The sequence below is a fragment of the Streptococcus sp. IsoGale021 genome, assembly GCF_031142795.1.
In the GTDB taxonomy this organism is placed as follows: Bacteria; Bacillota; Bacilli; order Lactobacillales; family Streptococcaceae; genus Streptococcus; species Streptococcus hominis.
The window spans coordinates 99,414-122,047 of sequence record NZ_JAKZJH010000005.1 but is presented as its reverse complement, the minus strand read 5'-3'; the positions used below and the strand labels follow the sequence as shown (position 1 = coordinate 122,047).

24 protein-coding genes, 1 tRNA gene and 2 pseudogenes are annotated in these 22,634 nt (G+C 38.7%); 7 read left to right on the top strand and 20 right to left on the bottom strand.

Translation table 11 applies throughout. The annotated features are described in order from the left end of the window. A partial coding sequence (locus RG565_RS05520) for a tyrosine-type recombinase/integrase (RefSeq protein WP_308937456.1) occupies positions 1-242 on the top strand: 242 nt, incomplete at its 5' end. A 73-nt stretch (positions 243-315) separates the two neighbouring features. On the opposite strand, the gene RG565_RS05515 is transcribed toward RG565_RS05520, so the two are convergent. From RG565_RS05515 to RG565_RS05505, 3 genes are all read right to left on the bottom strand, one after another. Next, positions 316-387 (bottom strand) — tRNA-Arg (locus tag RG565_RS05515). Positions 388-426: 39 nt separating this feature from the next. Further along, positions 427-774, bottom strand: coding sequence for a 50S ribosomal protein L19 (gene rplS, locus RG565_RS05510; RefSeq protein ID WP_003024326.1), 348 nt, complete (start codon positions 772-774; stop codon positions 427-429). Positions 775-923: 149 nt separating this feature from the next. Beyond that, the gene (locus tag RG565_RS05505; protein WP_126407171.1) at positions 924-1,883 is read right to left on the bottom strand and encodes an ROK family glucokinase; all 960 of its coding nucleotides are present in this window, start codon (positions 1,881-1,883) and stop codon (positions 924-926) included. A gap of 220 nt (positions 1,884-2,103) precedes the next feature. Between RG565_RS05505 and RG565_RS05500 the strand changes: the two genes are divergently transcribed. The 3 genes from RG565_RS05500 to RG565_RS05490 are packed head-to-tail and all read left to right on the top strand — an operon-like array spanning position 2,104 to position 2,940. Continuing rightward, positions 2,104-2,265 (top strand): LysR family transcriptional regulator, encoded by a 162-nt coding sequence (locus RG565_RS05500; RefSeq protein WP_247937176.1) that lies wholly within the window; start codon positions 2,104-2,106, stop codon positions 2,263-2,265. After that, the gene (locus RG565_RS05495) at positions 2,249-2,599 is read left to right on the top strand and encodes a LysR family transcriptional regulator (RefSeq protein ID WP_247937175.1); all 351 of its coding nucleotides are present in this window, start codon (positions 2,249-2,251) and stop codon (positions 2,597-2,599) included. The genes RG565_RS05500 and RG565_RS05495 overlap by 17 nt, the downstream gene beginning before the upstream one ends. Continuing rightward, entirely contained in the window at positions 2,569-2,940 is a 372-nt protein-coding gene (locus tag RG565_RS05490; protein WP_239986909.1) for a hypothetical protein, read from the top strand. Before RG565_RS05495 ends, RG565_RS05490 begins: the two co-directional genes overlap by 31 nt. A gap of 508 nt (positions 2,941-3,448) precedes the next feature. On the opposite strand, the pseudogene RG565_RS05485 reads toward RG565_RS05490, so the two are convergent. From RG565_RS05485 to RG565_RS05460, 6 genes and pseudogenes are all read right to left on the bottom strand, one after another. Continuing rightward, positions 3,449-4,242, bottom strand: a pseudogene (locus tag RG565_RS05485) (aldo/keto reductase). Between the two features lie 253 nt (positions 4,243-4,495). Further along, a complete protein-coding gene (locus tag RG565_RS05480; RefSeq protein ID WP_247937174.1) occupies positions 4,496-5,338 on the bottom strand; it encodes an alpha/beta hydrolase in 843 nt (280 codons plus the stop codon). Beyond that, entirely contained in the window at positions 5,331-6,659 is a 1,329-nt protein-coding gene (locus RG565_RS05475) for a PTS sugar transporter subunit IIC (protein ID WP_003042628.1), read from the bottom strand. The genes RG565_RS05480 and RG565_RS05475 overlap by 8 nt, the downstream gene beginning before the upstream one ends. A gap of 140 nt (positions 6,660-6,799) precedes the next feature. After that, positions 6,800-7,729: a hypothetical protein gene (locus RG565_RS05470; protein ID WP_049533840.1), complete on the bottom strand. Its 930-nt coding sequence runs from the start codon at positions 7,727-7,729 to the stop codon at positions 6,800-6,802. A 361-nt stretch (positions 7,730-8,090) separates the two neighbouring features. Further along, on the bottom strand, positions 8,091-8,957 hold the full coding sequence (gene thrB, locus RG565_RS05465; protein ID WP_049533836.1) for a homoserine kinase: 867 nt from the start codon (positions 8,955-8,957) through the stop codon (positions 8,091-8,093). Position 8,958: 1 nt separating this feature from the next. After that, a complete protein-coding gene (locus RG565_RS05460; protein WP_126407181.1) occupies positions 8,959-10,245 on the bottom strand; it encodes a homoserine dehydrogenase in 1,287 nt (428 codons plus the stop codon). 178 nt (positions 10,246-10,423) lie between these two features. Between RG565_RS05460 and RG565_RS05455 the strand changes: the two genes are divergently transcribed. Continuing rightward, on the top strand, positions 10,424-11,374 hold the full coding sequence (locus RG565_RS05455; protein ID WP_247937172.1) for a polysaccharide deacetylase family protein: 951 nt from the start codon (positions 10,424-10,426) through the stop codon (positions 11,372-11,374). A gap of 32 nt (positions 11,375-11,406) precedes the next feature. Here the strand turns inward: RG565_RS05455 and RG565_RS05450 are convergent, their stop codons facing one another. The 6 genes and pseudogenes from RG565_RS05450 to RG565_RS05425 form a co-directional block, all read right to left on the bottom strand. Further along, positions 11,407-11,568 carry a hypothetical protein gene (locus RG565_RS05450; RefSeq protein WP_003024275.1) on the bottom strand — a complete coding sequence of 54 codons (162 nt, stop codon included), beginning with the start codon at positions 11,566-11,568 and terminating at the stop codon, positions 11,407-11,409. 14 nt (positions 11,569-11,582) lie between these two features. Beyond that, positions 11,583-12,893, bottom strand: a complete 1,311-nt coding sequence (gene obgE, locus RG565_RS05445) for a GTPase ObgE (RefSeq protein WP_247937171.1) — start codon at positions 12,891-12,893, stop codon at positions 11,583-11,585. A 57-nt stretch (positions 12,894-12,950) separates the two neighbouring features. Next, the gene (locus tag RG565_RS05440) at positions 12,951-13,085 is read right to left on the bottom strand and encodes a DUF4044 domain-containing protein (protein ID WP_003024272.1); all 135 of its coding nucleotides are present in this window, start codon (positions 13,083-13,085) and stop codon (positions 12,951-12,953) included. A 143-nt stretch (positions 13,086-13,228) separates the two neighbouring features. Next, positions 13,229-13,435, bottom strand: a pseudogene (locus RG565_RS05435) (hypothetical protein); the annotation flags it as partial. Positions 13,436-13,535: 100 nt separating this feature from the next. Further along, positions 13,536-15,017: a UDP-glucose--hexose-1-phosphate uridylyltransferase gene (gene galT, locus RG565_RS05430; RefSeq protein WP_247937170.1), complete on the bottom strand. Its 1,482-nt coding sequence runs from the start codon at positions 15,015-15,017 to the stop codon at positions 13,536-13,538. Positions 15,018-15,089: 72 nt separating this feature from the next. Continuing rightward, positions 15,090-16,268: a galactokinase gene (locus tag RG565_RS05425; protein WP_247937169.1), complete on the bottom strand. Its 1,179-nt coding sequence runs from the start codon at positions 16,266-16,268 to the stop codon at positions 15,090-15,092. A 240-nt stretch (positions 16,269-16,508) separates the two neighbouring features. Here RG565_RS05425 and RG565_RS05420 point away from each other — a divergent pair, with 240 nt between their 5' ends. Together RG565_RS05420 and birA are read left to right on the top strand one after the other, a co-directional pair. Beyond that, entirely contained in the window at positions 16,509-17,510 is a 1,002-nt protein-coding gene (locus tag RG565_RS05420; protein ID WP_268732222.1) for a LacI family DNA-binding transcriptional regulator, read from the top strand. A 2-nt stretch (positions 17,511-17,512) separates the two neighbouring features. Further along, positions 17,513-18,448, top strand: a complete 936-nt coding sequence (gene birA, locus RG565_RS05415; RefSeq protein WP_174720627.1) for a bifunctional biotin--[acetyl-CoA-carboxylase] ligase/biotin operon repressor BirA — start codon at positions 17,513-17,515, stop codon at positions 18,446-18,448. 61 nt (positions 18,449-18,509) lie between these two features. Here the strand turns inward: birA and RG565_RS05410 are convergent, their stop codons facing one another. The 5 genes from RG565_RS05410 to RG565_RS05390 all read right to left on the bottom strand — a co-directional run bounded on the left by RG565_RS05410 (position 18,510) and on the right by RG565_RS05390 (position 22,242). Beyond that, a complete protein-coding gene (locus RG565_RS05410) occupies positions 18,510-18,926 on the bottom strand; it encodes a YjdF family protein (RefSeq protein ID WP_003036787.1) in 417 nt (138 codons plus the stop codon). Between the two features lie 231 nt (positions 18,927-19,157). Beyond that, complete coding sequence (locus tag RG565_RS05405; protein WP_003024260.1) at positions 19,158-19,352, bottom strand: DUF3272 family protein; 195 nt, start codon at positions 19,350-19,352, stop codon at positions 19,158-19,160. 38 nt (positions 19,353-19,390) lie between these two features. Then, on the bottom strand, positions 19,391-21,055 hold the full coding sequence (gene dnaX / locus RG565_RS05400; protein ID WP_221739032.1) for a DNA polymerase III subunit gamma/tau: 1,665 nt from the start codon (positions 21,053-21,055) through the stop codon (positions 19,391-19,393). Beyond that, positions 21,055-21,552, bottom strand: a complete 498-nt coding sequence (locus tag RG565_RS05395) for a GAF domain-containing protein (RefSeq protein ID WP_049514024.1) — start codon at positions 21,550-21,552, stop codon at positions 21,055-21,057. Before RG565_RS05395 ends, dnaX begins: the two co-directional genes overlap by 1 nt. 66 nt (positions 21,553-21,618) lie before the next feature. After that, positions 21,619-22,242: an SAP domain-containing protein gene (locus RG565_RS05390; protein WP_049533870.1), complete on the bottom strand. Its 624-nt coding sequence runs from the start codon at positions 22,240-22,242 to the stop codon at positions 21,619-21,621. Positions 22,243-22,634: the final 392 nt, after the last annotated feature.

The following is a 22,634-nucleotide window of genomic DNA, read 5'->3' as shown; positions in this document are numbered from 1 at the left end:
GTCTATTAAAGAAGATACTATCTGAATTGTCTATTACTCCTTCAAATATGACTAGTACAGGTTTAAGACATACTTACGCAAGCACACTTCTGGCAATGGATATAGACATCTGGGCAATCGCCAAGAATATGGGACATAAAGATATTCAGCAAATCAGTGAGACTTACGGGCATTTAATCAAAGAAAAAGCTATCCGTGAAGACAATAAAATCCGTGACTTTTTCCACGGTTTAAGCCAGTAAAAACTATTTTGAACAAATTTTGAACAAAAATAAAAGAAACGCTGATTTATCAACGTTTGAAGCCTTTGAAATATGTCCCCTGCCGGAATCGAACCAGCAACTACTCCTTAGGAGGGAGTTGTTATATCCATTGAACTAAGGGGACTAGAGAAAAACTCTGCCAAGTGACAGAGTTAATTCTACATTAACGGCGAATTTCTTTGATACGCGCTGCTTTACCTTGCAATGCACGAAGATAATACAATTTCGCACGACGTACTTTACCGTAACGAACAACTTCAATCTTTTCAACACGTGGTGTGTGAAGTGGGAAGATACGTTCAACACCTACACCGTTAGAAATTTTACGAACAGTATAGTTTTCTGAAATACCAGCACCTTTACGAGCGATAACCACACCTTCAAAGATTTGGATACGTTCGCGATTTCCTTCGACAACTTTTGCGTGAACACGAACAGTGTCACCAGGACGGAATGCAGGAATATCAGTACGAAGTTGACCTTCAGTCAAACTTTGGATTAATGGATTCATTATTCTTCTCCTATCTTACTAATCTTGCAGTTCAAGACCACAGCGGATTAGTCGTTTTTTAGTGCTTCCATTACGCACTATCTAATATCATAACAAATTTTATAATAATTGTAAATGCCTTATTAGGATTATTTTTCCATTTTAGCGAATTATTGAAGAACCAATGAAGCTGCTCCAATGACGCCTGCATCATTTCCAAGCGTTGCAAGTGCAAGTTTTGTTGACATACGCACTTGAGGGAAAGAATTTTCTTCATAGACCTTACGAACACCGTCTAGTAAAAATTCGCCTGCTGCAGAGACGCCACCACCGATGACAATCGTTGACGGATTTAAGATAGATCCAATGTTGGCACAAGCAATACCAAGATAACGTGCAAAATTGCGATAAACAATGAGAGCTAATTCATCACCAGCTTTAGCCAAATCAAAGACAATTTTTGCATTAACGTCTTCACCGTTATCAATCAATTTTTTCAGCTCTGCATCACCAGCATATTCATCAGCGTAGCGGCGCGTTAAATTGACAATTCCCGTTGCAGAAGCTACGGTTTCTAGGCAACCTTTTTTACCACAAGTACAGAGAATCGGCTGATCAAAATCAACTGTGATATGTCCCAGCTCTCCAGCTGCTCCAGCTACACCGTGCAGTAATTTTCCTTCCGCAACAATACCGCCACCGACACCTGTTCCAAGAGTCATAAACACAACATCAGGCTGATTTTCACCAGCACCTTTCCAACGTTCGCCAAGAGCAGCTACATTTGCGTCATTATCAATAAAGAAAGAAATACCAGTTGCTTTCTCAATCTTTTCTTTTACAGGTTGTAAAGTTTTCCAATTGAGATTATAAGCCCCAATAACCGTTCCTTTTTCACGATCCACAACACCAGGTGAACCCATGCCAATTCCAATGAAATCTTCTGCCCCAAGTCCCAATAGTCGCAAGCGATGATTGATAGATTCAATCATATCATCAACAATATGACTACCTTCATCTAAAATGTTTGTCTTAATAGACCATTTTTCTTGAACTTCTCCCTCTTGGGTCAGAATCGCAAACTTCACAGATGTACCACCTAAATCAATCCCAATAATTTTTTTAGACATGCTACTCTCCTCTAATAACTTTTTTTCATTCTTATTATATCAGATTTTTTACGAATTGAAAAGGTTTGCATAGAACTTGAATAGTTTTGAATGACTTGTGCTACTCTCTGCTTTCATTTTACAAGACAAATAAAAAATTGCACAATAACGATAGATAATATTAGTATTCATTTTACCTATAGTTAAAACTGTCCAATTCATTGATCAAAAAGGAGACATCATGCTGAATTTACAACACTTGGAGCAACTCATTGTTTTCTCACAGGAGGGAACCTTGTCTAAAGCAGCCGAAGTCCTACTCATCTCTCAGCCGTCCTTAACTCGAAATATGCAAATGCTGGAAGATGAATTGGGAGTTACTCTTTTTGAGCGAAAAAAATAAATTAAGTTTCACGGAAACCGGTCATCAAACAGTTAAACTAACCAAAAAAATTCTGAAACAAAAATTTCTCGATGATGTACAACATTTTGCATTAAAAGAAAATACTATTTTTGGTGGTGTTAATGCACCGGGAGCTATCTTTGAACTGGAAAGTCGTATAAAAGAAAAAGGCTTGGAGCAACACATTCAAATTGAGCAAAAGACGAATGACGAATTGGAAAAAGCTCTGGATGACGAAAACGTTTACTTCATTGTAACAGACTATCCTATCAAAAAGAGCATATTCTTTCCATGGGGCTTTTCATGGAGCAACTTTACTTATCCGTTCCCTTGACTCACCCGTATGCCACACGAAAAGAGATAAAACTTGCAGAATTGGCTAATTTGACTATGCTACTGCGCTCGGATCTAGGCATTTGGCAGCCATTAGTCAATCAACTGACGCAAACAAAGTTTATTGTTCAAAAAGATTGGGCAGCCTTTGTCGATTTGGTAAATGCTTCTGAATTACCAACTTTTTCTACCAATATTACTCAACAAAACACTGAAGAATCCACTGTGAATAGCCAACGTATCCAGATTCCTATCTCGGACAAAGAAGCTACCAAGACTTTCTACATTTCCGTTTTGAAGAAGAATAAAGCTATTTTACAGGAGTTGGTGAAAACTAAATGATCTATGTTTATGAAAAAACATGATATATTCACTATAAAATAAGATTATTAAACAACTAAATACTGTTCTAGTATTAAAACTGAATAAGATGAAAAATCCCAACTCAATCAAAATAAAAAGTTAGGCTTTTTCTTGGTACTATTGTTACTATTGTATTGTAAAATAAGATGATTAGTTAAAACACTTGCCCTTTATATACAGACCTATCACCAAAATATTTTCTAATAGAAATATCACAAATACGATTAATTTAACATATTTGTTTGGAAATAACAATGCAATAATTGGTAAGATAAAATAGCTAGCAAGAACAAATAGACTAAATTTTGGAGTTAACATTAGATAACCTTTCAAAAATTATAATAAAGCATTCTTTACATCAGATTACTTACATATATAATAATCTTTTTCAAACGAAAATCAACTAATTATACCCAATTGTTATTAAAATATTATCTGAATGAAAACTAACATAGTTATTTTCTGAAATCAAACGAAAATCCTGTTTTCATTTTCTCCCCAGAAATCCTAAAAAGAGATCTATTGTGCTGGCTTCTTGATGATTAAAGAAAAGGCTGGTTTGGGTGTCCATGCTTGCAATCTTTATCATATTCTCTGCACTGAGTTCAAAGTCAAAAACATCAATATTTTCCTTCATTTGCTCAAAACGTGAAGACTTAGTTAAGCAAACGATTCCCCGTTGAACTTGCCAGCGAACCATGACTTGTGCAGTGGATTTACCATGTTTATCAGCAATATTTTTGAGAATTGGATTGTTGAAAATGTCACCACGACCTTCTGCAAAAGTAGCCCAAGATTCAATTTGCACCTTATTTTTTATCATATTTTCTTGTGCGAATATCTGTTGATTCAGTGGGTGAGTTTCCACTTGATTGACTTGTGGTGTAATCTCATTGAAAGCTACAATGTCGCTGAGACGATCTGGATAGAAATTAGACACACCAATCGCTCGAAGTTTTCCTTCTTTGTAAAGTTTTTCCAAAGCACGGTAGGCACCATAATAGTCACCAAAAGGTTGGTGGAGCAACATAAGATCCAGATAATCTAACTTCATTTTGTCAAGAGATTCTAAAACCGAGGCATAAGCCTTGTCGTAGCCATAGTTGGATAGCCAGACTTTACTAGTGATGAAAAACTCTTTGCGGTCAATCCCAGACTCTCGAATCGCCTCGCCTACTTCCTTTTCATTAGCATAGGCTTAGCAGTATCAAAATGACGATAACCTGCCTTGATAGCATTTAGCACAGCACTCTTGGTATCTTTGGGAGCAATTTGGTACACTCCAAAACCTTAAATTGGAATTTCGACACCGTTGTTTAAGGTTATATTTTGCATGTGATTTTCTCTTTTCGCAATTTTTATCATAAGTATAACGCTCCTTTCAGAAAAAGTACAATAGCAAAATTGCAGAGTGGTATACAAAAAATGAATAGCAAATTATCGTCCGATTCATAATTTATAACAACAAAAAGAGGAGATTAGGATAGATGACCATGATTGTGTCAGCAGCCCTAGTCGTCTGTCCTACTCCTTCTCAATTTCTTTGATTTCGCTGGTTTTGTCTATCTACAAGGTGCTCTTGAACTAAGGAGATAACCTCATCATTGGTTGGCAAGTCAGAGTGTTGTGCATCTTCTCCTGTGACAGTAGTTTCTGTATAGTGAGCTGCTTGTCCTTGATAGATATACTTACCAGCACTTACACTTGTATCAGGAACCAATTCATCCGAATCATAAGTAATAGTACCTGCTACGGAGTACATCGCTAAGGTCCTAGGAATATTTTTACGATTCTTAATAAAGTCAGCTAACATCTCAGTTTTGTTGTTGATATTGGTTTCAGTAAAGTTATAAGGCGTTCCGATTGTCATCAATTTCTTCAATTCCACATCATAGCTGCCGAGGTAAGTTTCAATAAAAGCTGTGTAAATTAAACCACCGTTTGAGTGACCCAAGCCCTTAAAATTATTGAAATTGTATTTTCCTTGGAGATTTTCAAAGGCAGCGTCAACCATTTTGACCTGTTTTTTGATGTTACTATAGCCATCTTTATTATTTTCAAAACCAATTACAATGATTGGCTCGTTATCATTCGCTGCGATAGAGCCATTATATGTAATTCGTCCGTCATTCCAGACCTTAACTTTGAGCAAGCTATGCTTCACGCCACGACGTCTTTGATTGAGCTTTTGAACCAAGCCGTCAAAGCGGCTCTCCGTAGCAGAACTACCTGGTATCATAATGATTGGCGACATCCGAGCATTATAAAATTTAGCAATTTGATCAATGTTTTTTCTCGTCCAACTATAAGAGGGAATTGCTAGTCCTATCAAAAAAATTAGAACAATTAGTAGCACTATTTTTACCTTTTTAGTCATGTTCGCCTCCTTTCTGATCCATTTGTCTGAGTTCCCCATGAATCCGGTCATTAAATCTCACAAAGGGGATATAAATGAGAACATCGATAATAAAAATGAAAATTCCTACTGCTAATGCTCGCAAACTTCCGCCTGTCCCAATAAAAGCATAGAGTACACTTGGCGCTCCGCTAGGAACTGGATAGACAGCCGGAGGCATTATTCTAAAATATAGAAAAATACTAGCTACAAAGACATTCAGCATTGGTACGAGGATAAAAGGGATTAAAAATAGAAAATTGAAAAATATAGGAATCCCGACCATAAAGGCTACGCCGTGGTTAAATAAGGAAGGAAAGATACTCTTCAAACTGACATCGCGATCCTTGTCACTGCGTGATTTCCATAAAATGGCTACGAGAAGAGCTAAAACTCCGCCCAGACCTGAAAACGTTCCATAAGCATCATACAGATTGGTCGTTGAAAAGAGATAAGGTACCCCTGTTGTAGTATGATGTTTCAAAGCATAATTAAGATTATCTAATGCAAACGAATCATTTATAAAAGGAATATTGTTGAAGAGATTGCTATTTCCAATCCAAGCGCTAAAAGTCCGTAAGGCAGTATTCATTTCAATGACAAAGATATTGTTTCGATTGACAATTAAGTCTGACAAAAAATTTGCAATTGTTGAGAAAATATTGTATCGATTGCCCAGATTAATGAGAAAACTAACCAAGACAGCCAGAGCAAACGAGCAGAAGATAGGGCGCAACGTTTTAGGGTAATAAATAAAATACTCATCTACAATGTGATCATCATTCGGACTTGAAAATCGAAAAATTTGTCCCACCACATAACCAATCAATATTGCAACAATTAGATTGATATTGACAGGAAGATTGATTCTCGTCAAAGCGCCGTCATTTAAAACCACCGAAAATAATTCGCGTGAATTGACTAATAAGCTAAAAATAAAGGCTGTAATCCCAGCTGTCCCCGTACTACGACCATAATAACCAGCTGTGTACTTTGCACTAAAATAAGTTGCTAATGGTCCTGCCAATCCTCCTATTAGATAGGTGAAATTTGTCGTAACTAAGCTAATAGTTGAAAAATGAGGAAACCAATGCCGAATCGCAAAAAGATTGTTGATATAGCCATTTATACCAAAAATGGATTCAGAAAAAACCATTGTTATCGTCGTCAGCAAGAAAAACGGAAAGAGCGATACCAATGTTTCTTGTGTAATTTTAATGAAACTCATTTGCCGAAAGGCAATCATTTTTTTTATTAAGTATTGATCTATACGACTTTTTCTAGTTAATTTATTGAATATCATAGCTTGATTGTAGCATAGTTGAGATGACGATTCAATTAGCTTCTTTAAAATTAAATGCTAAATGTTTTGAATAGCTATTCTTTAATGTTTTTGATCAGATCTAAAAAGGCTCAGATAAAAATCTAAACCTTTGAATTCTTTTACCCTAATTTTCTTGTAACATATTTTTGTGACTGTGCAGACAAAACGCTAATAATCGTTCCCACAGCACCGGCACCTGTGAATAATAATAGCAAACCAAGATTTGTCCAATAAGAGATATGCACTTCATTGCCATTAAAAATATACTCTGTTAGATAAGTAAAGGCTGTAAAAACATCCACTCCTTCTGCTTTTGCAAGCTGAATAGCATAGTCAAACTGATGTGCAACCAACATCATCACCAGCATGAAAAGCACACTAATTGCAATTCCAACTTTGGATAACTTTTTGCCTAACAGTTCGTATCCTTTAATCGTACAAACTCCCATGACAATCCCTGCAACAACAGCTACATATCCAAGTTGAGCAATCACCAAGGTAACAATTCCCCCTATCAAGCTCCCTAGAAAGGCTCCTACCGTCCCTGCTAAGATACTTTCCTTTTGGTGGTCATAAACTTGGTTTTCAATTGACAAGTTTGAGCTTAATTCTTGAAATGCTTCTGGTGAAAGCAGTAAAAGGTTCCCTCCGACTTGATAAAGATCTACTTGCCCTGCTTTTCCGGTCTGCTCACAAACATTCGTAAGATTTTTTTCTTTCAAGAACACGATAATGTCTTGTAATCCTTGACGAATATGTTCACGTGTTTTTCCTTTAGTCATACCAGTTTTAATATAAAAAGTTGCTTTATATAAATTAACCTGATAAGTTTTCAAAGCCTTAGAAGATTTCGTCAACTCTTTAAATTCTTCCAAAGACGGTAATGCTTCACCATTTTTTACCGAACAACAAATACAGTATTGATTTTTTTGATTCGTTTGTTCAATATAGAAAGTATAACCATCTTTTTGACCAAAAATAACAGATGAAGTCTCATCAAACTGCAACCCTAACTCATCCGCAAGCGCCTGCAAATCAAGTTTATTCATAGCCAGACTCCTTTATATATTCTTTATTTATTATAGCATACATTTGAATAAATAGACAAGAGGGAATTTTTTGTAAGAATATTAAAAGAGGTTAGGACAAAAATTCCCAACCTAAAAAGTATACTATGTAATAAATCAACGACGCAGCGACTGATTGCTCAAAGTACTGCCTTGAGGTGGCAGATAGAGCTTTCCAAGCGGGTTCACTTTTCAAGCTCGGAAGAGCCACTTTTGGCGAAAACTTCGTTTTCCTTATCTGCCACCTCAATAGTTGCTCAGACTATTGAGCAACCTTACGAAGGTAGGATTACGAACTAAATTTTCGTTTCATTTAGTTCTGTTCTCCTCCTCTTTACTCTTCTCATTTTTCTACTCGAACGCCTTGGCAATCAACCTGAAGTTCAAAAACTTGTCCTTTAAATTGTTGCTCTTCTATTTTATCTTTTAGCATATTCGACTGTTCTTTTGGTGCTAGAACCATCACAGTAGGTCCTGCTCCTGATAGATAAGTCGCATACGCACCATTTTTCTTTGCCAACATCTTGATTTTTGGAAATTCCTTAATTAAGCCTTGGCGATAATGCTCATGGAAACGGTCGGACTCAATAGCACGCCCTGCTGTTACCATATCGCCCTTCATTAAAGCGGCAATAGCCACATTCGCTACAGAGCTTGCAGTGACAGCTTCACGATAAGATAAACCCTTTGGAAGAACGCCACGGCTATCTTTAGTACGCAATTCATAATTTGGAACATAGGCAATAAAGCTTACTTCTGGAAATTCCGTCACTACAGTTGAAACTTTCTCGTTTAAATAACTAGAAATCGTCAAATTACCATAAATAGCAGGTGCTACATTATCTGGATGTCCCTCAATTTTCGTCGCAAAATTCAATTTTTCAGCATTTGACAACTGCAAATTTGCCAATTGATTTGCAAGTTCGATTCCTGCAACAATAACAGAACTAGAAGAACCCAAACCACGCGCTAAAGGAATATCACTTGTCATTTTTAAATGATGAGGTTGAATAGCTGGAGCAATTCTGCGCGCCACTTTAATCAATAAATTCCGTTCGTTAGAAGGAATACGCCGCTCCAAATCATGCTCAATCAGCCAATGGTCGCTTTCTCCCAAAACTTCAATGGTTAGATATTTACTGACAGCTACACCAACCGAGTCAAATCCCGGACCAATATTCGCACTCGTTGCAGGTACAATAATTTTCATTTTATTCTCCTAATACTTTGAAGGTGTTCAATAATTTAAAATCAGAAGTTGCCTGCAATTTTCGAGTGACATTTTCTAGCTGCGTTTTGTTGACAGCATGGGTAATAATCACAACACGTGCGGTATTTCCGTCTGTTCCTTGTTGCAGAATTTGTTTAAAGGAGATATTTTCAGCATTAAAAATTTCTGCTAAGCGTAAAACTTGTCCTTTCGCATCAGGTGCTAATATCGAAAAGTAGTACAGGCTCTTACGATCTTCTGGTTTAGCCAGAACTAATTCACGCTGGAACTCATTAAAGGCTTTTCCAACGGTTCCTTCGTTTATCCGTCGAACAATCCGAATAATATCTGCGACAACGCTTGTTGCAGTGGGTTTTTGTCCAGCACCTGGACCGTAATACATCGACTCACCAATACCTATAGATTCCACAAAGACTGCATTCATCACGCCATTCACACTAGCAAGAGGATGAGATTTTGGTAAAAAGGTCGGTGTGACTTCTGCAGCGAGACCTGATTCCGTTTCTTCAATGGAACCAACTAATTTGACAACATAGCCTAATTGCTGCGCAACTGCTACATCTTCTGGTGTAATATTGCGAATGCCTTGATGGGCGACATCTTCAAATTTAACCGTCATTCCAAAGGCAAATTGACTTAAAATAACCATTTTATATGCAGCATCAATTCCGTCTACATCATTGGTTGGATCACTTTCTGCAAATCCAAGTCGTTGTGCTTCAGCAAGTGCCGCCTCATAAGACCAGCCCTCTTCTACCATTTTGGTCATCATGAAGTTGGATGTCCCATTGACCACACCGAGAATACGTGTAATTTTATCAGAAGCTAGGGAATTAACAAGCGTGCGTAAAATCGGAATTCCTCCCGCTACTGCCGCTTCATAGTAAAGAGCTACTTTATGTTTTGCAGCAATCTCAAGCAACTCAGCGCCATGAACTGCCAGCAAGTCTTTATTTGCAGTGACAACATGCTTACCTGCCTCTAGCGCTTGAGTGATGAAAGTTTTTGCAGGTTCAATACGCCCCATCAATTCAACGACAATCGTTACTTCATTATCATTTACAATTTCATCAATCGTCGTGACAAAATTAAAATGATTTCCCGCTGCTAACAAACGCTCTTTTTCAGCATCATCTTTTACCAATACTTTCGCAATTTCAATTTCTGAATGAGCTGCTTGCACAATCTTTTCACTATTTTCTTTCAATAAAAATGGAACACCACTAGCAACTGTCCCAAAACCAAGTAAAGCAATTTTAATAGACATGACTACTCCTTGAGATTTTATGCTTTTTATTATAGCAAATAAACTTGTTTTTTTCTAGTAAGCAGACTTCAGGATTTTTATAAAAATAATAGAAATCTATTTTAAAAAATTGTGAACGGTTAGTCAGAAATATGGTAAAATAAACATAGTGATTTAAAAGTAAAAGGAGTTCCACATAATGGGAAAACATTCTGGTAATCGTTCTGTACGAAATCGTATTCGTAAGAGGAGACAACGGCGTGCTATTATAAGCTTCATCTTATTGGTTGTTCTGGTGATTGCAGGGACATTCATGTGGAGACGTTCTGGAACAAATCTGGCTAATAACCATACAAGAACTACCATTTCAACAGTAAAGAAATCTTCTACTTCTCAAGCAACTTCTAAAGAAACATCTGGATCTAGTGAAAAAGTAAGCAAAGTGAAATGGATAAAGCAAAATCAACCAGTTAAATTCCCTATTTTGATGTACCATGCGATTCATAATATGGATCCTTCTGAAGCAGCAAATGCTGGTTTGATTGTTTCACCAGAAACGTTTGAAAGTCATTTGAAAGCTCTGAAAGACGCTGGATATTATACTCTCACACCAGAAGAAGCCTATAAAGTCTTAACCGAAAATGTTCTTCCAGAAAATAAAAAAGTCGTATGGTTGACCTTTGATGATAGCTTGAGAGATTTCTACACCAATGCTTTCCCGCTTCTTCAAAAATACCAAATGCGGGCAACTAATAATGTCATTACTGGCTTTGTCGAAAATGGGCGCGAGGATATGCTGACACTTGAGCAAATCAAGGAAATGAAGCAAAAGGGAATGTCTTTTGAAGATCATACCGTTAATCATCCAGATTTATCCCTTGCCAGCGCTGAAACACAAACGACAGAATTGCAAGCTTCTAAGCAATATCTAGACAGCAACCTATCACAAAATACAACGACGGTTGCCTATCCTTCGGGACGTTATAATACAACGACGACACAGATTGCTGAAAGCCTCGGCTATAAAATGGGATTGACAACCAACAACGGACTAGCTTCTCTTAATGACGGGCTTTTAACCCTCAATCGTATCCGTGTCAACCCAACAACAACTGCACAAGATTTATTAAATGAAATTGCTACAAACTGAAAAATAGGACTTAGCTCAAAAACGAGCAAGTCCTATTCTTTTTTCTTTTGTGCTAATTTCTCACGTTCCAAGCGAAGCTTTCGGTTGGGATTGAGTTTGTTAAAAAGTTTTTCAAGCTTTTTTTCATTCCAAACGTCAGCTGCAGAAACGAAATTGCCATTTTCATCGCGAAAGGATATTGGTTTATCACCCATGATATCACTCCTTTTTAGTCTACAAATTCAAATTCAAACTTGCCGATGCGAACTAAGTCACCATCCTTAGCACCACGCGCCCGCAAGGCTTCGTCTACCCCCATACCACGTAATTGCCGTGCAAATTTCATGACAGCTTCCTCACGGTCAAAGTTCGTCATGGTAAAGAGTTTTTCCAACTTATCACCAGATAAAACCCAGGCAGCGTCATCATCGCGTGAGATTTCAAATGCTGGAGCATCTTCATCAAAGCCATAGTAGGCTTCTTCTTCCATTTCTGACTCATCGTAAAGCAGAAATTCGGGCGTTTTATCTAGTAATTCTGCAGTTGCATCCAAAAGCGTTGACAAGCCTTGTTTTGTCAGACTTGAAATTGGAAAAATCTGTGGCAGTTCATCAAATTCATCATAATTTGCTGCTAATTTTTCTTTAAAGACTTTTAGATTCTCTGCACTTTCAGGCATGTCCATTTTATTAGCAACAATAATCTGTGGACGTTCCATTAAGCGAAGATTGTAGGATTCCAATTCCTTATTGATAGCAAGATAATCTTCGTAAGGATCACGTCCTTCGCTAGCTGACATATCAATGACATGCAAGATGACACGAGTTCGCTCAATATGGCGAAGAAATTGTGTTCCAAGTCCTACACCTTGGCTGGCTCCTTCAATCAAGCCAGGCAGGTCTGCCACAGCAAAAGATTCACCGGACTGCGTCCGAACCATTCCAAGATTAGGTACAATGGTCGTGAAATGATAAGCGCCAATTTTCGGCTTAGCAGAAGTGATAACACTCAAAAGAGTGGATTTTCCAACAGACGGAAAGCCGACCAAACCAACATCTGCCAAAATTTTCAGCTCCAACTGAAGTTCACGTTCTTGTCCCGGTTCACCATTTTCAGAAATTTCTGGAGCTGGATTTTTAGGCGTCGCAAAGCGAATATTGCCACGACCTCCACGACCGCCGTGAGCTACGACGAACCTTTGCCCATTTTCAATCAAGTCTGTCAGGATTTTCCCTGTTTCAGCATCACGAACAGTTGTTCCTTGTGGTACATGAACTATGAGGTCTTCTGCTCCACGACCGTGCATTCCCTTAGTCATTCCCTTCTCACCAGATTGAGCCTTAAAATGACGATTGTAACGAAAATCCATCAGGGTACGAAGTCCTTCATCTACGACAAAAACAACATTGCCACCACGACCACCATCACCGCCCCAAGGTCCGCCATTGGGGACATACTTTTCACGGCGGAAAGCTACCATGCCATCACCGCCATTACCAGCCTTGACTTTAATCTTGGCTGTATCTAAAAACATACTCATATTTTTCTCTTCTCTCGTTTTTCACTCTAAAAAAACGCTCTTTCAAGCGTTTGAGGATTAGAAATTACTCAAAGCACCAAGTGCACTTGCAAAGATTGCTCCGACTGTTACCAATAACATGATAACAACGACAATCAAAGTCAATTTTTCAAATCCTGTTTTTTTCCGTTGTCCATTATCACCAAAAGCCACGATATTACCTCTATATATTTAATTTGTTCTCTTAATTGTAACATGAAGGTGAGAGTTTTTCAAATGATAGCTGAAATAAAAAGATTACAACTGAAAATTACTAAAAAGTAAAAATCCAACAGGCTTCCTGCTGGATTTCAATGTCAATCAGCGTAACTGTTTGGATGTGTCGAATGCCATTTCCAAGCTGTTTCGATAATCATCTCAATATTGTCAAATTTCGGTTGCCAACCCAAGACCTGACGTGCCTTGTCAGACGATGCGACAAGTGTATCCGGATTTCCTGGACGACGATCTGCGATTTCAAGTGGAATGGGGTGCCTTGTCACCTTTCGTCCGGCTTCAACCAATCAATCAACTATGTGGGAGCCGATATAACCAACTCCTCCTAATGCTAAAATTGCCATAACCATTCCTTCCTATTTTTTAGATTATACCATAAAAAGGGCGCTATTTCTTAAGACCAACTGATTCAACGAAACGCATAAAGGCGATTTGACCTTCTTTTGTGCGCTTGTAAACACCTGCATCTTCCAAGACACGTTTGAAAATCTGACCGACCGAAGCACGCACGATTGTCTGGACTGATTCTGCTGTTATATCTGAATGGCTATCTTTTAACTGCTCAGCCCACACTTGATGATAAGGAGCCACTTCTTTTCTTTGTCCCAAAAGAAATTCTTCAACTTCTTTTATCTCATTTTTCAAACGAGGTGGGAGAATTGCCAAGCCCATGACCTCAATCAAGCCGATATTTTCTTTCTTGATGTGTTGAACATCTTTATGCGGATGATAAATACCATCTGGATATTCTTTTGACGTTTGATTGTCCCGAAGAACCAAATCTAACTCAAACTTACCATTTTTTTGACGTGCGATTGGAGTAACCGTATGATGTAGTTCACCATTTGACTCAGCTACAATCTGAACAGTCGGATCGGAGTAACTGCGCCATTTCTGTAAAATTTTATCCGCCAAATCTATCAATGTGGATTTATCAGTTGATTGCAACCTTAAAACCGACATAGGCCAATTGACAATACCGGCTTCTACATTTTCAAAACCGGCAAAGATGAAAGTTTTGTCCAGCTCTGCCTTTTCCATAGGAAAAGTATGTCGTCCACCTTGATAATGGTCGTGAGTGAGAATGGAGCCTCCTACGATAGGAAGATCCGCATTGGAGCCTGCAAAATAACCCGGAAAAGTCTCTACAATGTCCAAAAGACGCTCAAAAGTAGCACGACTGATAGTCATAGGAGTATGCTTGCTATCTAAAAAGATACAATGCTCATTAAAATATGCATAGGGCGAATACTGAAAGCCCCATTCTCGCCCGGCTAAATCAAAGCGGATAATTCGATGATTCACTCGCGCTGGATGATCTAGTCGCCCTTGATACCCTTCATTTTCAAAACAAAGCTGGCAGGCTGGATAGTGGCTCGTCTTGGCTTTCTTAACTGCTGCAATTTCCTTGGGATCTTTTTCTGGCTTAGAAAGATTGATTGTAATCTCCAAATCACCATATTCAGTCGGTGTTTGATAGGCAATGTTTTTAGAAATGGCTTTGACCTTGATATAATCATTACGCTTACTAAGCTCATAAAAATCAGCAATAGCCCGCTTGGGATCTTGTTCATAAGTCTTCCAAAATTGCTGATTGAGCTGACTGGGTGCTGGCGTGACTAAATTCATCAACTCTGCCCCAAGAATATCCTGTTCTGCGAGAGTTGAGCCGATTTTTCCAACTGCTAAAGCAACTTCTAGTAAATCATCTTTGAGATCAATTAAGCTGGTTGCTGCTGTCTCTTGCTTTGCAGCTTCTTCTCCAACCAGACTCATGACGCGATTTGCTAGATAAATCCGGTCGATTTCTGTAAAAGAGCTATTTGCTATGACCTCCGTTACAAAGGCATTCAGTAAATTTCGTGCCATTGATTTTCCTTTCTTTTATAGAAAGGGCTGAAATTCTCGTCAGCCCTCATTACTATTATGTAAAACGCTTGCTTAATCCAATACGCGACTGCCACCAGCAATTTCAGCAATATAGAAGCTCGATGCATAACCTACGACTTCTTCATATTTTTGACCAACATTTTTTTGAAAAGCTTCCACTGCGTCTTTACGAACCAAAGCAATGGCACAACCGCCAAATCCTGCTCCTGTCATGCGAGCGCCCAGCACTCCTTCTTGCTCCCATGCAGTATGAGCCAAGGTATCCAACTCTAATCCTGTGACTTCATAATCATGTTCAAGTGAGACATGAGATGCATTCATTAAGCGACCGAATTTTTCCAAATCGCCAGCTTGCAATGCAGCTTGAGCTTGAAGTGTCCGTTGATTTTCCAACACAGCGTGACGAGCGCGTTTGAGTCGATTTTCATCTTGAATTAAGTAGCTGTATTCATCAAAATCCCACTCATTTAATTCACCCAAGGTTGCAATAGAGAGTTTTTGCTTTAATTCCTCTACTGCTTTTTCACACTCTGCACGGCGTTCATTGTATTTGGAGTCTGCTAGTTCACGACGCTTGTTTGTATTCATGATGACAACCACATTGTCTTTAAGATCAAGCGGCACTAACTCGTATTCGAGCGTGTTCGTATCTAAGTAAATTGCCCGTTGATCTGCTCCCATGCCAATGGCAAACTGATCCATGATTCCAGAATTAACACCGATAAATTCGTTCTCTGTTTGTTTACCGATTTTTACTAAATCTAAACGGTCTAATTTTAAATCAAACAGTTTCTCTGCAATAATTCCTGTCAGTAGCTCTAAAGAAGCAGATGAAGAGAGACCCGAACCATTTGGGATATTTCCAAAAACATAGACATCCATCCCTTTATCAATAACATGTCCTGCTTTTTGCAAGAAATGAAGCACACCTTTTGGATAATTCGTCCAATTATGCGCTTTTTCAAAACGAAGATCTTCTAGCGGCACCTCAATAATTCCCTTGTCTTCAAAATTTGCTGAGTAAAAACGAAGTAAATTATCGTCACGCTTGCGCGCTGCCCCATAAGCTCCTAATGAAATAGCTGCAGGAAAGACATGCCCGCCGTTGTAATCGGTATGCTCACCAATCAGGTTAATGCGACCTGGTGAGAAGAATGTATGATCTGCTTCTGTTCCAAAAATTGTTGCAAAGTTTGAACGCAATTGTTGAGTTGAAAGAGTTGTTGACATAAAAAGTCTCCTTTTATTTTGTTAGGTCTTGTAACCGTTTTATTATCTTTATTATAAAATATCATTAGTAAAATTTCAAGTATTTTAGTAAAGTTTTACCAAATTTAATTACTAAAATTTAAAGATTTTTAAAGATAAAACCTGATAGCAAAAGGTTTAAATTTTTTACTAAATATTTTTGTATTTTACTAATTTTTAAGATATAATAGACATATTCTTTAAAGAAATTAGGAAACAATCATGGCAACGATTAAAGATATTGCAAAAAGTGCTGGTGTCTCTCCAGCAACTGTATCGCGCGTTTTAAATCACGACCAATCTATGTCTGTGAGTGACGAGACTCGCCAAAAAATATTTGACATTGCAGAAGAATTAGAATACAAAAAAACAAAAAGAGGAAGCAATCGCAATTCTCAAAACCGCAGAATTGCGATTGTGGAATGGTACACAGAAGAGGAGGAACTAGACGACCTCTACTACTATGCTATCCGAATCGGCGTAGAGAAAAAAGCCCAAGAGTGGGGTTATGATGTTATGCGCTTTTTCAATAATGAAGAATTAGAACAGCTCGTTCAAGTTGACGGTATCGTTGCGATTGGAAAATTCAGCCCTCAAAAGATAAAGGAGTTGGAACTCCACACAGAGCAGCTTGTTTTTATTGATAGCAATACGCTTGCCTATGGCCATAGCTGCGTCACAACAGACTTTGAAAATTCTGTTATAGCTGTTCTTAATCACTTTTTAGAAAATGGGCACCGGCAAATTGGACTGCTAGTGGGGCAAGAACAAACTTCTGACAAAACCACTACCTTATCTGACCCACGCTTAGTAACCTTTAAAAATTATCTAACTGAAAAGCAACTCTATCAGGAAAAATACGTCAAAATAGGAAACTTTTCATCTGAATCAGGTTATTCTATGATGAAAGAATTGATTGAAAATTTAGGTGAACAACTTCCAACTGCATTTTTCATGGCAAGCGACGCCTTAGCTGTTGGTGCTCTTCGAGCGCTTCAAGAAGCTGACATCCCTGTACCAGATCGTGTTAGTTTGATTGCTTTTAACGATACATCTATCGCCAAGTACGTCTATCCACCACTCAGCACGGTTACTGTCTTTACAGAAGAAATGGGCAGACAAGGCTTGCAACTGCTGCACGAGGAATTTCAACATGCTGAACTAACCATTCCTCGTATGGTAACACTTGCTACCACCCTAACCCTTAGAAAGAGCAGCTTATAGAAATGAAAACATACGAAATTTTATTTGACATTTTAAGTCGAGAATCTGACTATATCAGCGGTGAAAAATTAGCACAGGAGTTAGGAATTTCACGCACTTCTATCTGGAAAGCTATTCAGCGTTTGGAAAAAGAAGGGATTCGTATTGAATCCATAAAAAATAAAGGTTATAAACTCATCTCTGGTGACTTGCTGATTACTAAAAAAATAGAAGAAGCTGCTCCCATCCACGTTTCCTTCAATCCAAACTGCCAATCCACTCAGTTAGATGCCAAAGCTGGTATTGAAGCTGGTAAGCCTGCCAATACGCTCTATCTTGCTTCCTATCAATCAGCTGGTCGTGGACGCTTTGGCAGAAATTATTTTGCTCCAGATCAAGGCGGGATTTATATGTCCCTTCATCTGAAACCCAATCTCCCTTTTCAACAAATTCCCGCCTATACTATCCTGACTGCTGGAGCCATTTATAAGGCTATTAAAGACCTCACTTTAATGGAAATGGACATTAAATGGGTCAATGACATTTACTACAAGGGCAAGAAAATAGCCGGCATTTTAACCGAAGCTATTACTTCTGTCGAGACGGGCTTAGTCACTGATGTGATTATTGGAGTGGGCATCAATTTCGCAATCTCTGATTTTCCGAAAGAGTTAAAAAATAGGGCTGCCTCTCTCTTCCACGAAAAGCAACCTATCACACGCAATGAACTTATTGCTGAGATTTGGAAAGATTTTTATGAATGTGATCCAGACGAGCTGATTTACCTTTACAAACAACACTCCCTTGTCTTAGGTCGGACGGTCACTTTTTGCCAAAATGACAAAGACTACAAAGGAGTTGCCAAGGAAATATCAGATACCGGGCAGCTATTGATCCAATTAGATACCGGACAAGAAATGTGGCTAAACAGCGGTGAAGTTTCTTTAACAAGTTGGTAAATAAAAGAAGGAGATAAATTGAATAAACATCAACTTGTCTCCTTCTTTTTTCGGCACAAAATCAATGACCTTTGTGCTTTTCTTTGCGTTTTTGCTGTTTTAATTGGAATTTTCTATTTTGCATATATTCTTTTTGAGCTTTCAATCTGGAACGTTTAGCTTGTTTATCTAACTCTTGTTGCAGTTTTAGTGCATCTTGTGATTTCGTTGAGCGTTTTTCACGCTTCATTTCTTTTTTTGCTAATCGCTGCAAGCGTTTGGGATTTGCACAATGTCTTTTTTTCTTTAGTGCAACAGCCGGGCTAAATTGTAGTTGTGAAAACTTCTGATTAACAAATTCCAAAACCTCGTTCATTTGGGGCTCAACTCCAAATGTCACCCGACAAACGGACAAACCTTGAGCATTTTCTTGCTCAAATAGGCCATAATAAAAGCCATTTTCAAAGTATATGGTCAATTCTAATGAAACATGTTCCATACAGCATCCTCCTTAAATACATTACAAAGAAGGGACAACCAAGGAGGAGGGTTACTGATAGTCGTGACCTACTTCAATTGTCATTAGAAAAACAAATCTAGCCTGTCACGAATATGTTCGGACTACCAACCGAAACTGTGTTTTTATCTTTGCACTTTTATTTTACAGCAAGCAGAATATTTTTTCAAATTGAAAAGAAAAGGTTGAGGATTTTCGCCCCAACCTTTCTTGTTATTTTTTACGTTTGATATGTTTGTCAATTTCGTCCACTATTTTACCCATGACATAGCTCACCTGTAAATTGCGAATCACTAGAAGTGCCCAGAAAACGGCAAATAAATAGTGTCCTGACATCATTGCTTCGTTAAAAAAATACGTTTCAATTGCTGTGAAAAAAGCTGTTGTAAGAAATTGTTGTCTTGTCATGATTCTATTATAGCACGAAACAGCAGAAAAATCTAAATTCAGTCCTCTTGAACGGTAATTTTTTCCGCTAAGAAATCAAATCCTTCTGGAATGACCGTATTCTCTTTTTCTTCAGCTTGTGGTGCATTTTCTCCACGCGCTTTAGCCGAAAATTCAGCCCGAATCTCTGTCCAATCTGTCATAGAAACCGCTAAGATGTCTGGTGAAAATCCAGCAGCATTGCTTAATAAATTCCCAAACATGGTGTTGAGATTTTCCCGTTTCATGGTCTGTTCTGCATTAAAGCTTGACTCAAATGCAAGAATAGCGTGGTTTTCGTTAGCTGCGACGGGTTGTGAGCCGACTAAAAGTGCCTTATCTGCTCCGGCTAAACTTTCAATAATTTCTCCCCAAGCATTCTGCAACTTGGTTAAATTACTGCGAGCCAGGCTAGGATTTTCAACTGCTTCTTGCAGAATGGCATTCACTTTATGGCGGTCTACTCGATAACCCTTGCTTGTTTTGGCTGAGCGTGTTGCCTGTACTGGCTTACTAGGTGCGGAACTTGACTGCAAACTTGCCAATTGATTTTTAAGCTGGCTGATTTCTTCTTTGAGCGTTTCTATCTCGCCTGCTATATTGGAGGGTAATTCTGCTTTATCTTGCCCTTCTGCCAGTCGAATGGTCATCATTTCTGTATAAATCTTGGGTTGTAAGCTGTTCTTGATTTCCGCAAGGCTCTTCGTTGCAATCTCAATCAACTCAAACAATCTTTCTTGCGGAGTCTTGAGGTTTTCTAAAAAGCTTTCACTCGTATGCGTATTTTCTCCACCCGTTTTAACGATGAGCAAATCTCTAAAATATTGCAGCAGGTCTGTGACAAAGCGAGCCATATTTTTGCCGCTGTCGAATATGACATCAAGATTTTTTAATGCCACTGACGTATCATGCGCTAATACAGCTGCTACATACGCGTCTAATGCTCCTAAACTGATAGAACCCGTGATTTCTTCAGAAATAGCCGTTGTCAGCTGATTGTCTTGAGTCAAGCTGAGGGCTTGGTCCAAGATAGATAAGGCATCCCGCATCCCACCTTCTGCTCGTCTTGCGATAATCTGCACCGCTTCATTTTCAAAGTCAATATTTTCTTGCTGCAAAATCCACTCAATGTGTTCTACAATATCTTTGGTCTTAATCGACTTGAACTCAAAGCGCTGAACACGCGAGAGAATGGTTGCTGGTATTTTATGCAGCTCTGTCGTTGCTAAAATAAAGACAACATTCTCTGTCGGCTCTTCCAAAGTCTTAAGAAGCGCATTAAAAGCGCCTGTTGAGAGCATGTGAACCTCATCAATGATATAAACCTTGTGCTTCGCTAGACTGGGAGCATAAGTAGATTTGTCACGAATATCTCGGATTTCATCCACACCATTATTAGAAGCCGCGTCAATCTCAATGACATCTTCTAGGCTTCCTTCGGTAATGGCTTGGCAAATATAACAGTCATTGCAAGGCTCTCCATCCTTTTGGTTGGGGCAATTCATTGCCTTAGCAAAAATCTTGGCTACGCTGGTCTTTCCTGTCCCTCTGGGACCTGAAAAGAGATAGGCATGACTGATTTTATCCTGTTCAACTGCCTGCCGCAAGGTTGTCGCCACAACCTCCTGCCCAACTAGCTGACCGAAGGTTTGGCTTCTGTATTTTCGATATAAAGCTTGATACATTAGGCTTTGTCTCCAAACATTTCAAAATTCCAACTTGTTTTCTCTAGTAAAAGAGCCACAAAATTTTCCAGATATTCTCGGTCAATCTCATCATAATCTGCCACCAGATGAGAATCCAAATCCAACACCCCTACTAGGCTGTCGTTTTTGACCATTGGTACTACAATCTCGCTGCGAGCTCTGCTATCACAGGAAATGTAATTGCCATGTTGGGTCACATCTTCTACAATCATCGTCTGCCGTTTGGCTGCTGCTTCACCGCAGACCCCTTTTCCTAAAGCAATGTGCACGCAGGAAACGCCCCCTTGAAAAGGACCTAACACCAACTCGTTTCCGTCATAAAGATAAAAGCCAGTAAAGACAGAATGAGGCAAGGCTTGGTTTAGCAGAGCAGAGCTGTTTGAGAGATTCGCCAACGCATTGCTTTCGCCTTCTAGTAATGCTTCAAGTTGTGCTAAAAGTAATTGATAATTTGAAATTTTTTCTGATTGATTCATACTTTCTATTATATCAAAAAAAACAGCCTCGTGACTGTTTTTTCGCAAGTGGGCAAATCATTCTTCTTATTTCCTTTTCCAATACATAGAAATATCATCCCAAAAGTTCTTTACTAGCTGCTGGTGATAGACTTTAGGAGCGGTTGAATGTTTTACTTTCTGCCAAAGAATAGCGGCAACTTTTAGTTTAGGCTGAAAAGAAGCATTGCTTGTGTCAGCGCAGAAATCTTTGACAAATTGATTCCACTGACAGCTAGAAGTATCATATTGAGCATAGCTTGATTGTCCTTGATAAATCGCTATCATATCTCGCAGTGTGAATTCAACATCTTTTTCTGCTTTTACCTTTCGCCAAGCTGCCGCCATGTCCGCTGTAAACTTGAATGAACTGCTACCCATCTGCTGAGCGAAAAACTCCCGAAATCGGGTATTAAAGGCAAAACCACAAGTAAGTAAGGGCGTGTCTAAAGTAAGCTCTACATCTTTCTCTTTCTTAGTCTTTAAACGGACTTTCTTTTGAGCAACATTCCCTGCAAAATATTGTTTGATTTGTGCTTCTAGCTCTTTTTTGACCCCTGAATGCTCCTTCCCCAATCGTTTGCAAATGTCTGCCAATTCTGCACGATACCAATAATATTGAGAAAACTCTTGATAAGTCTTTATCGTTGTAAAATCCGGTCTATCCCACATGATGTGTTTCCCTTCCCTCTTTTTCATAACCTATTATACCACCAATAAAGTCATTCCTCAAAAATGGTAGATTTGTCAGTTTATAAAGGGGCGTCCGAGGGTCGGGCGAAGTGAATTAGTTTTAATTGAGACAATCCGACCCTCGGACAGGATAAATTAGTTTTGGTTTGTTCTATCCGCTCGGCGGACAGAATGAATTCCTTTTGGTTTGTCTTGTCCGCTCGGCGGACGGTGTGAATCTCTTTTAGTTTATCTTATCCGCCCGGCGGACGAAGTGAAATCATTTTGGTTTGTCTTATCCGCCCGGCGGACGGTGTGAATCTCTTTTAATTTATCTTGTCCGCCAGGCGGACAAGATAAAATCTCCCTCTATAAACATAGAATAACAAAAG

Coding starts and splice junctions, on each gene's coding strand:
- RG565_RS05455 (WP_247937172.1), top strand. CDS start 10,424: ATGGGAAAACATTCTGGTAATCGTTCTGTACGAAATCGTATTCGTAAG.
- RG565_RS05505 (WP_126407171.1), bottom strand. CDS start 1,883: ATGTCTAAAAAAATTATTGGGATTGATTTAGGTGGTACATCTGTGAAG.
- RG565_RS05425 (WP_247937169.1), bottom strand. CDS start 16,268: ATGTCAACAACTCTTTCAACTCAACAATTGCGTTCAAACTTTGCAACA.
- thrB (WP_049533836.1), bottom strand. CDS start 8,957: ATGAAAATTATTGTACCTGCAACGAGTGCGAATATTGGTCCGGGATTT.
- RG565_RS05420 (WP_268732222.1), top strand. CDS start 16,509: ATGGCAACGATTAAAGATATTGCAAAAAGTGCTGGTGTCTCTCCAGCA.
- RG565_RS05410 (WP_003036787.1), bottom strand. CDS start 18,926: ATGGAACATGTTTCATTAGAATTGACCATATACTTTGAAAATGGCTTT.
- galT (WP_247937170.1), bottom strand. CDS start 15,017: ATGGCACGAAATTTACTGAATGCCTTTGTAACGGAGGTCATAGCAAAT.
- RG565_RS05405 (WP_003024260.1), bottom strand. CDS start 19,352: ATGACAAGACAACAATTTCTTACAACAGCTTTTTTCACAGCAATTGAA.
- RG565_RS05475 (WP_003042628.1), bottom strand. CDS start 6,659: ATGATATTCAATAAATTAACTAGAAAAAGTCGTATAGATCAATACTTA.
- rplS (WP_003024326.1), bottom strand. CDS start 774: ATGAATCCATTAATCCAAAGTTTGACTGAAGGTCAACTTCGTACTGAT.
- RG565_RS05450 (WP_003024275.1), bottom strand. CDS start 11,568: ATGGGTGATAAACCAATATCCTTTCGCGATGAAAATGGCAATTTCGTT.
- RG565_RS05480 (WP_247937174.1), bottom strand. CDS start 5,338: ATGACTAAAAAGGTAAAAATAGTGCTACTAATTGTTCTAATTTTTTTG.
- RG565_RS05395 (WP_049514024.1), bottom strand. CDS start 21,552: ATGAATCAATCAGAAAAAATTTCAAATTATCAATTACTTTTAGCACAA.
- RG565_RS05500 (WP_247937176.1), top strand. CDS start 2,104: ATGCTGAATTTACAACACTTGGAGCAACTCATTGTTTTCTCACAGGAG.
- RG565_RS05490 (WP_239986909.1), top strand. CDS start 2,569: ATGGAGCAACTTTACTTATCCGTTCCCTTGACTCACCCGTATGCCACA.
- dnaX (WP_221739032.1), bottom strand. CDS start 21,055: ATGTATCAAGCTTTATATCGAAAATACAGAAGCCAAACCTTCGGTCAG.
- birA (WP_174720627.1), top strand. CDS start 17,513: ATGAAAACATACGAAATTTTATTTGACATTTTAAGTCGAGAATCTGAC.
- obgE (WP_247937171.1), bottom strand. CDS start 12,893: ATGAGTATGTTTTTAGATACAGCCAAGATTAAAGTCAAGGCTGGTAAT.
- RG565_RS05390 (WP_049533870.1), bottom strand. CDS start 22,242: ATGTGGGATAGACCGGATTTTACAACGATAAAGACTTATCAAGAGTTT.
- RG565_RS05460 (WP_126407181.1), bottom strand. CDS start 10,245: ATGTCTATTAAAATTGCTTTACTTGGTTTTGGGACAGTTGCTAGTGGT.
- RG565_RS05470 (WP_049533840.1), bottom strand. CDS start 7,729: ATGAATAAACTTGATTTGCAGGCGCTTGCGGATGAGTTAGGGTTGCAG.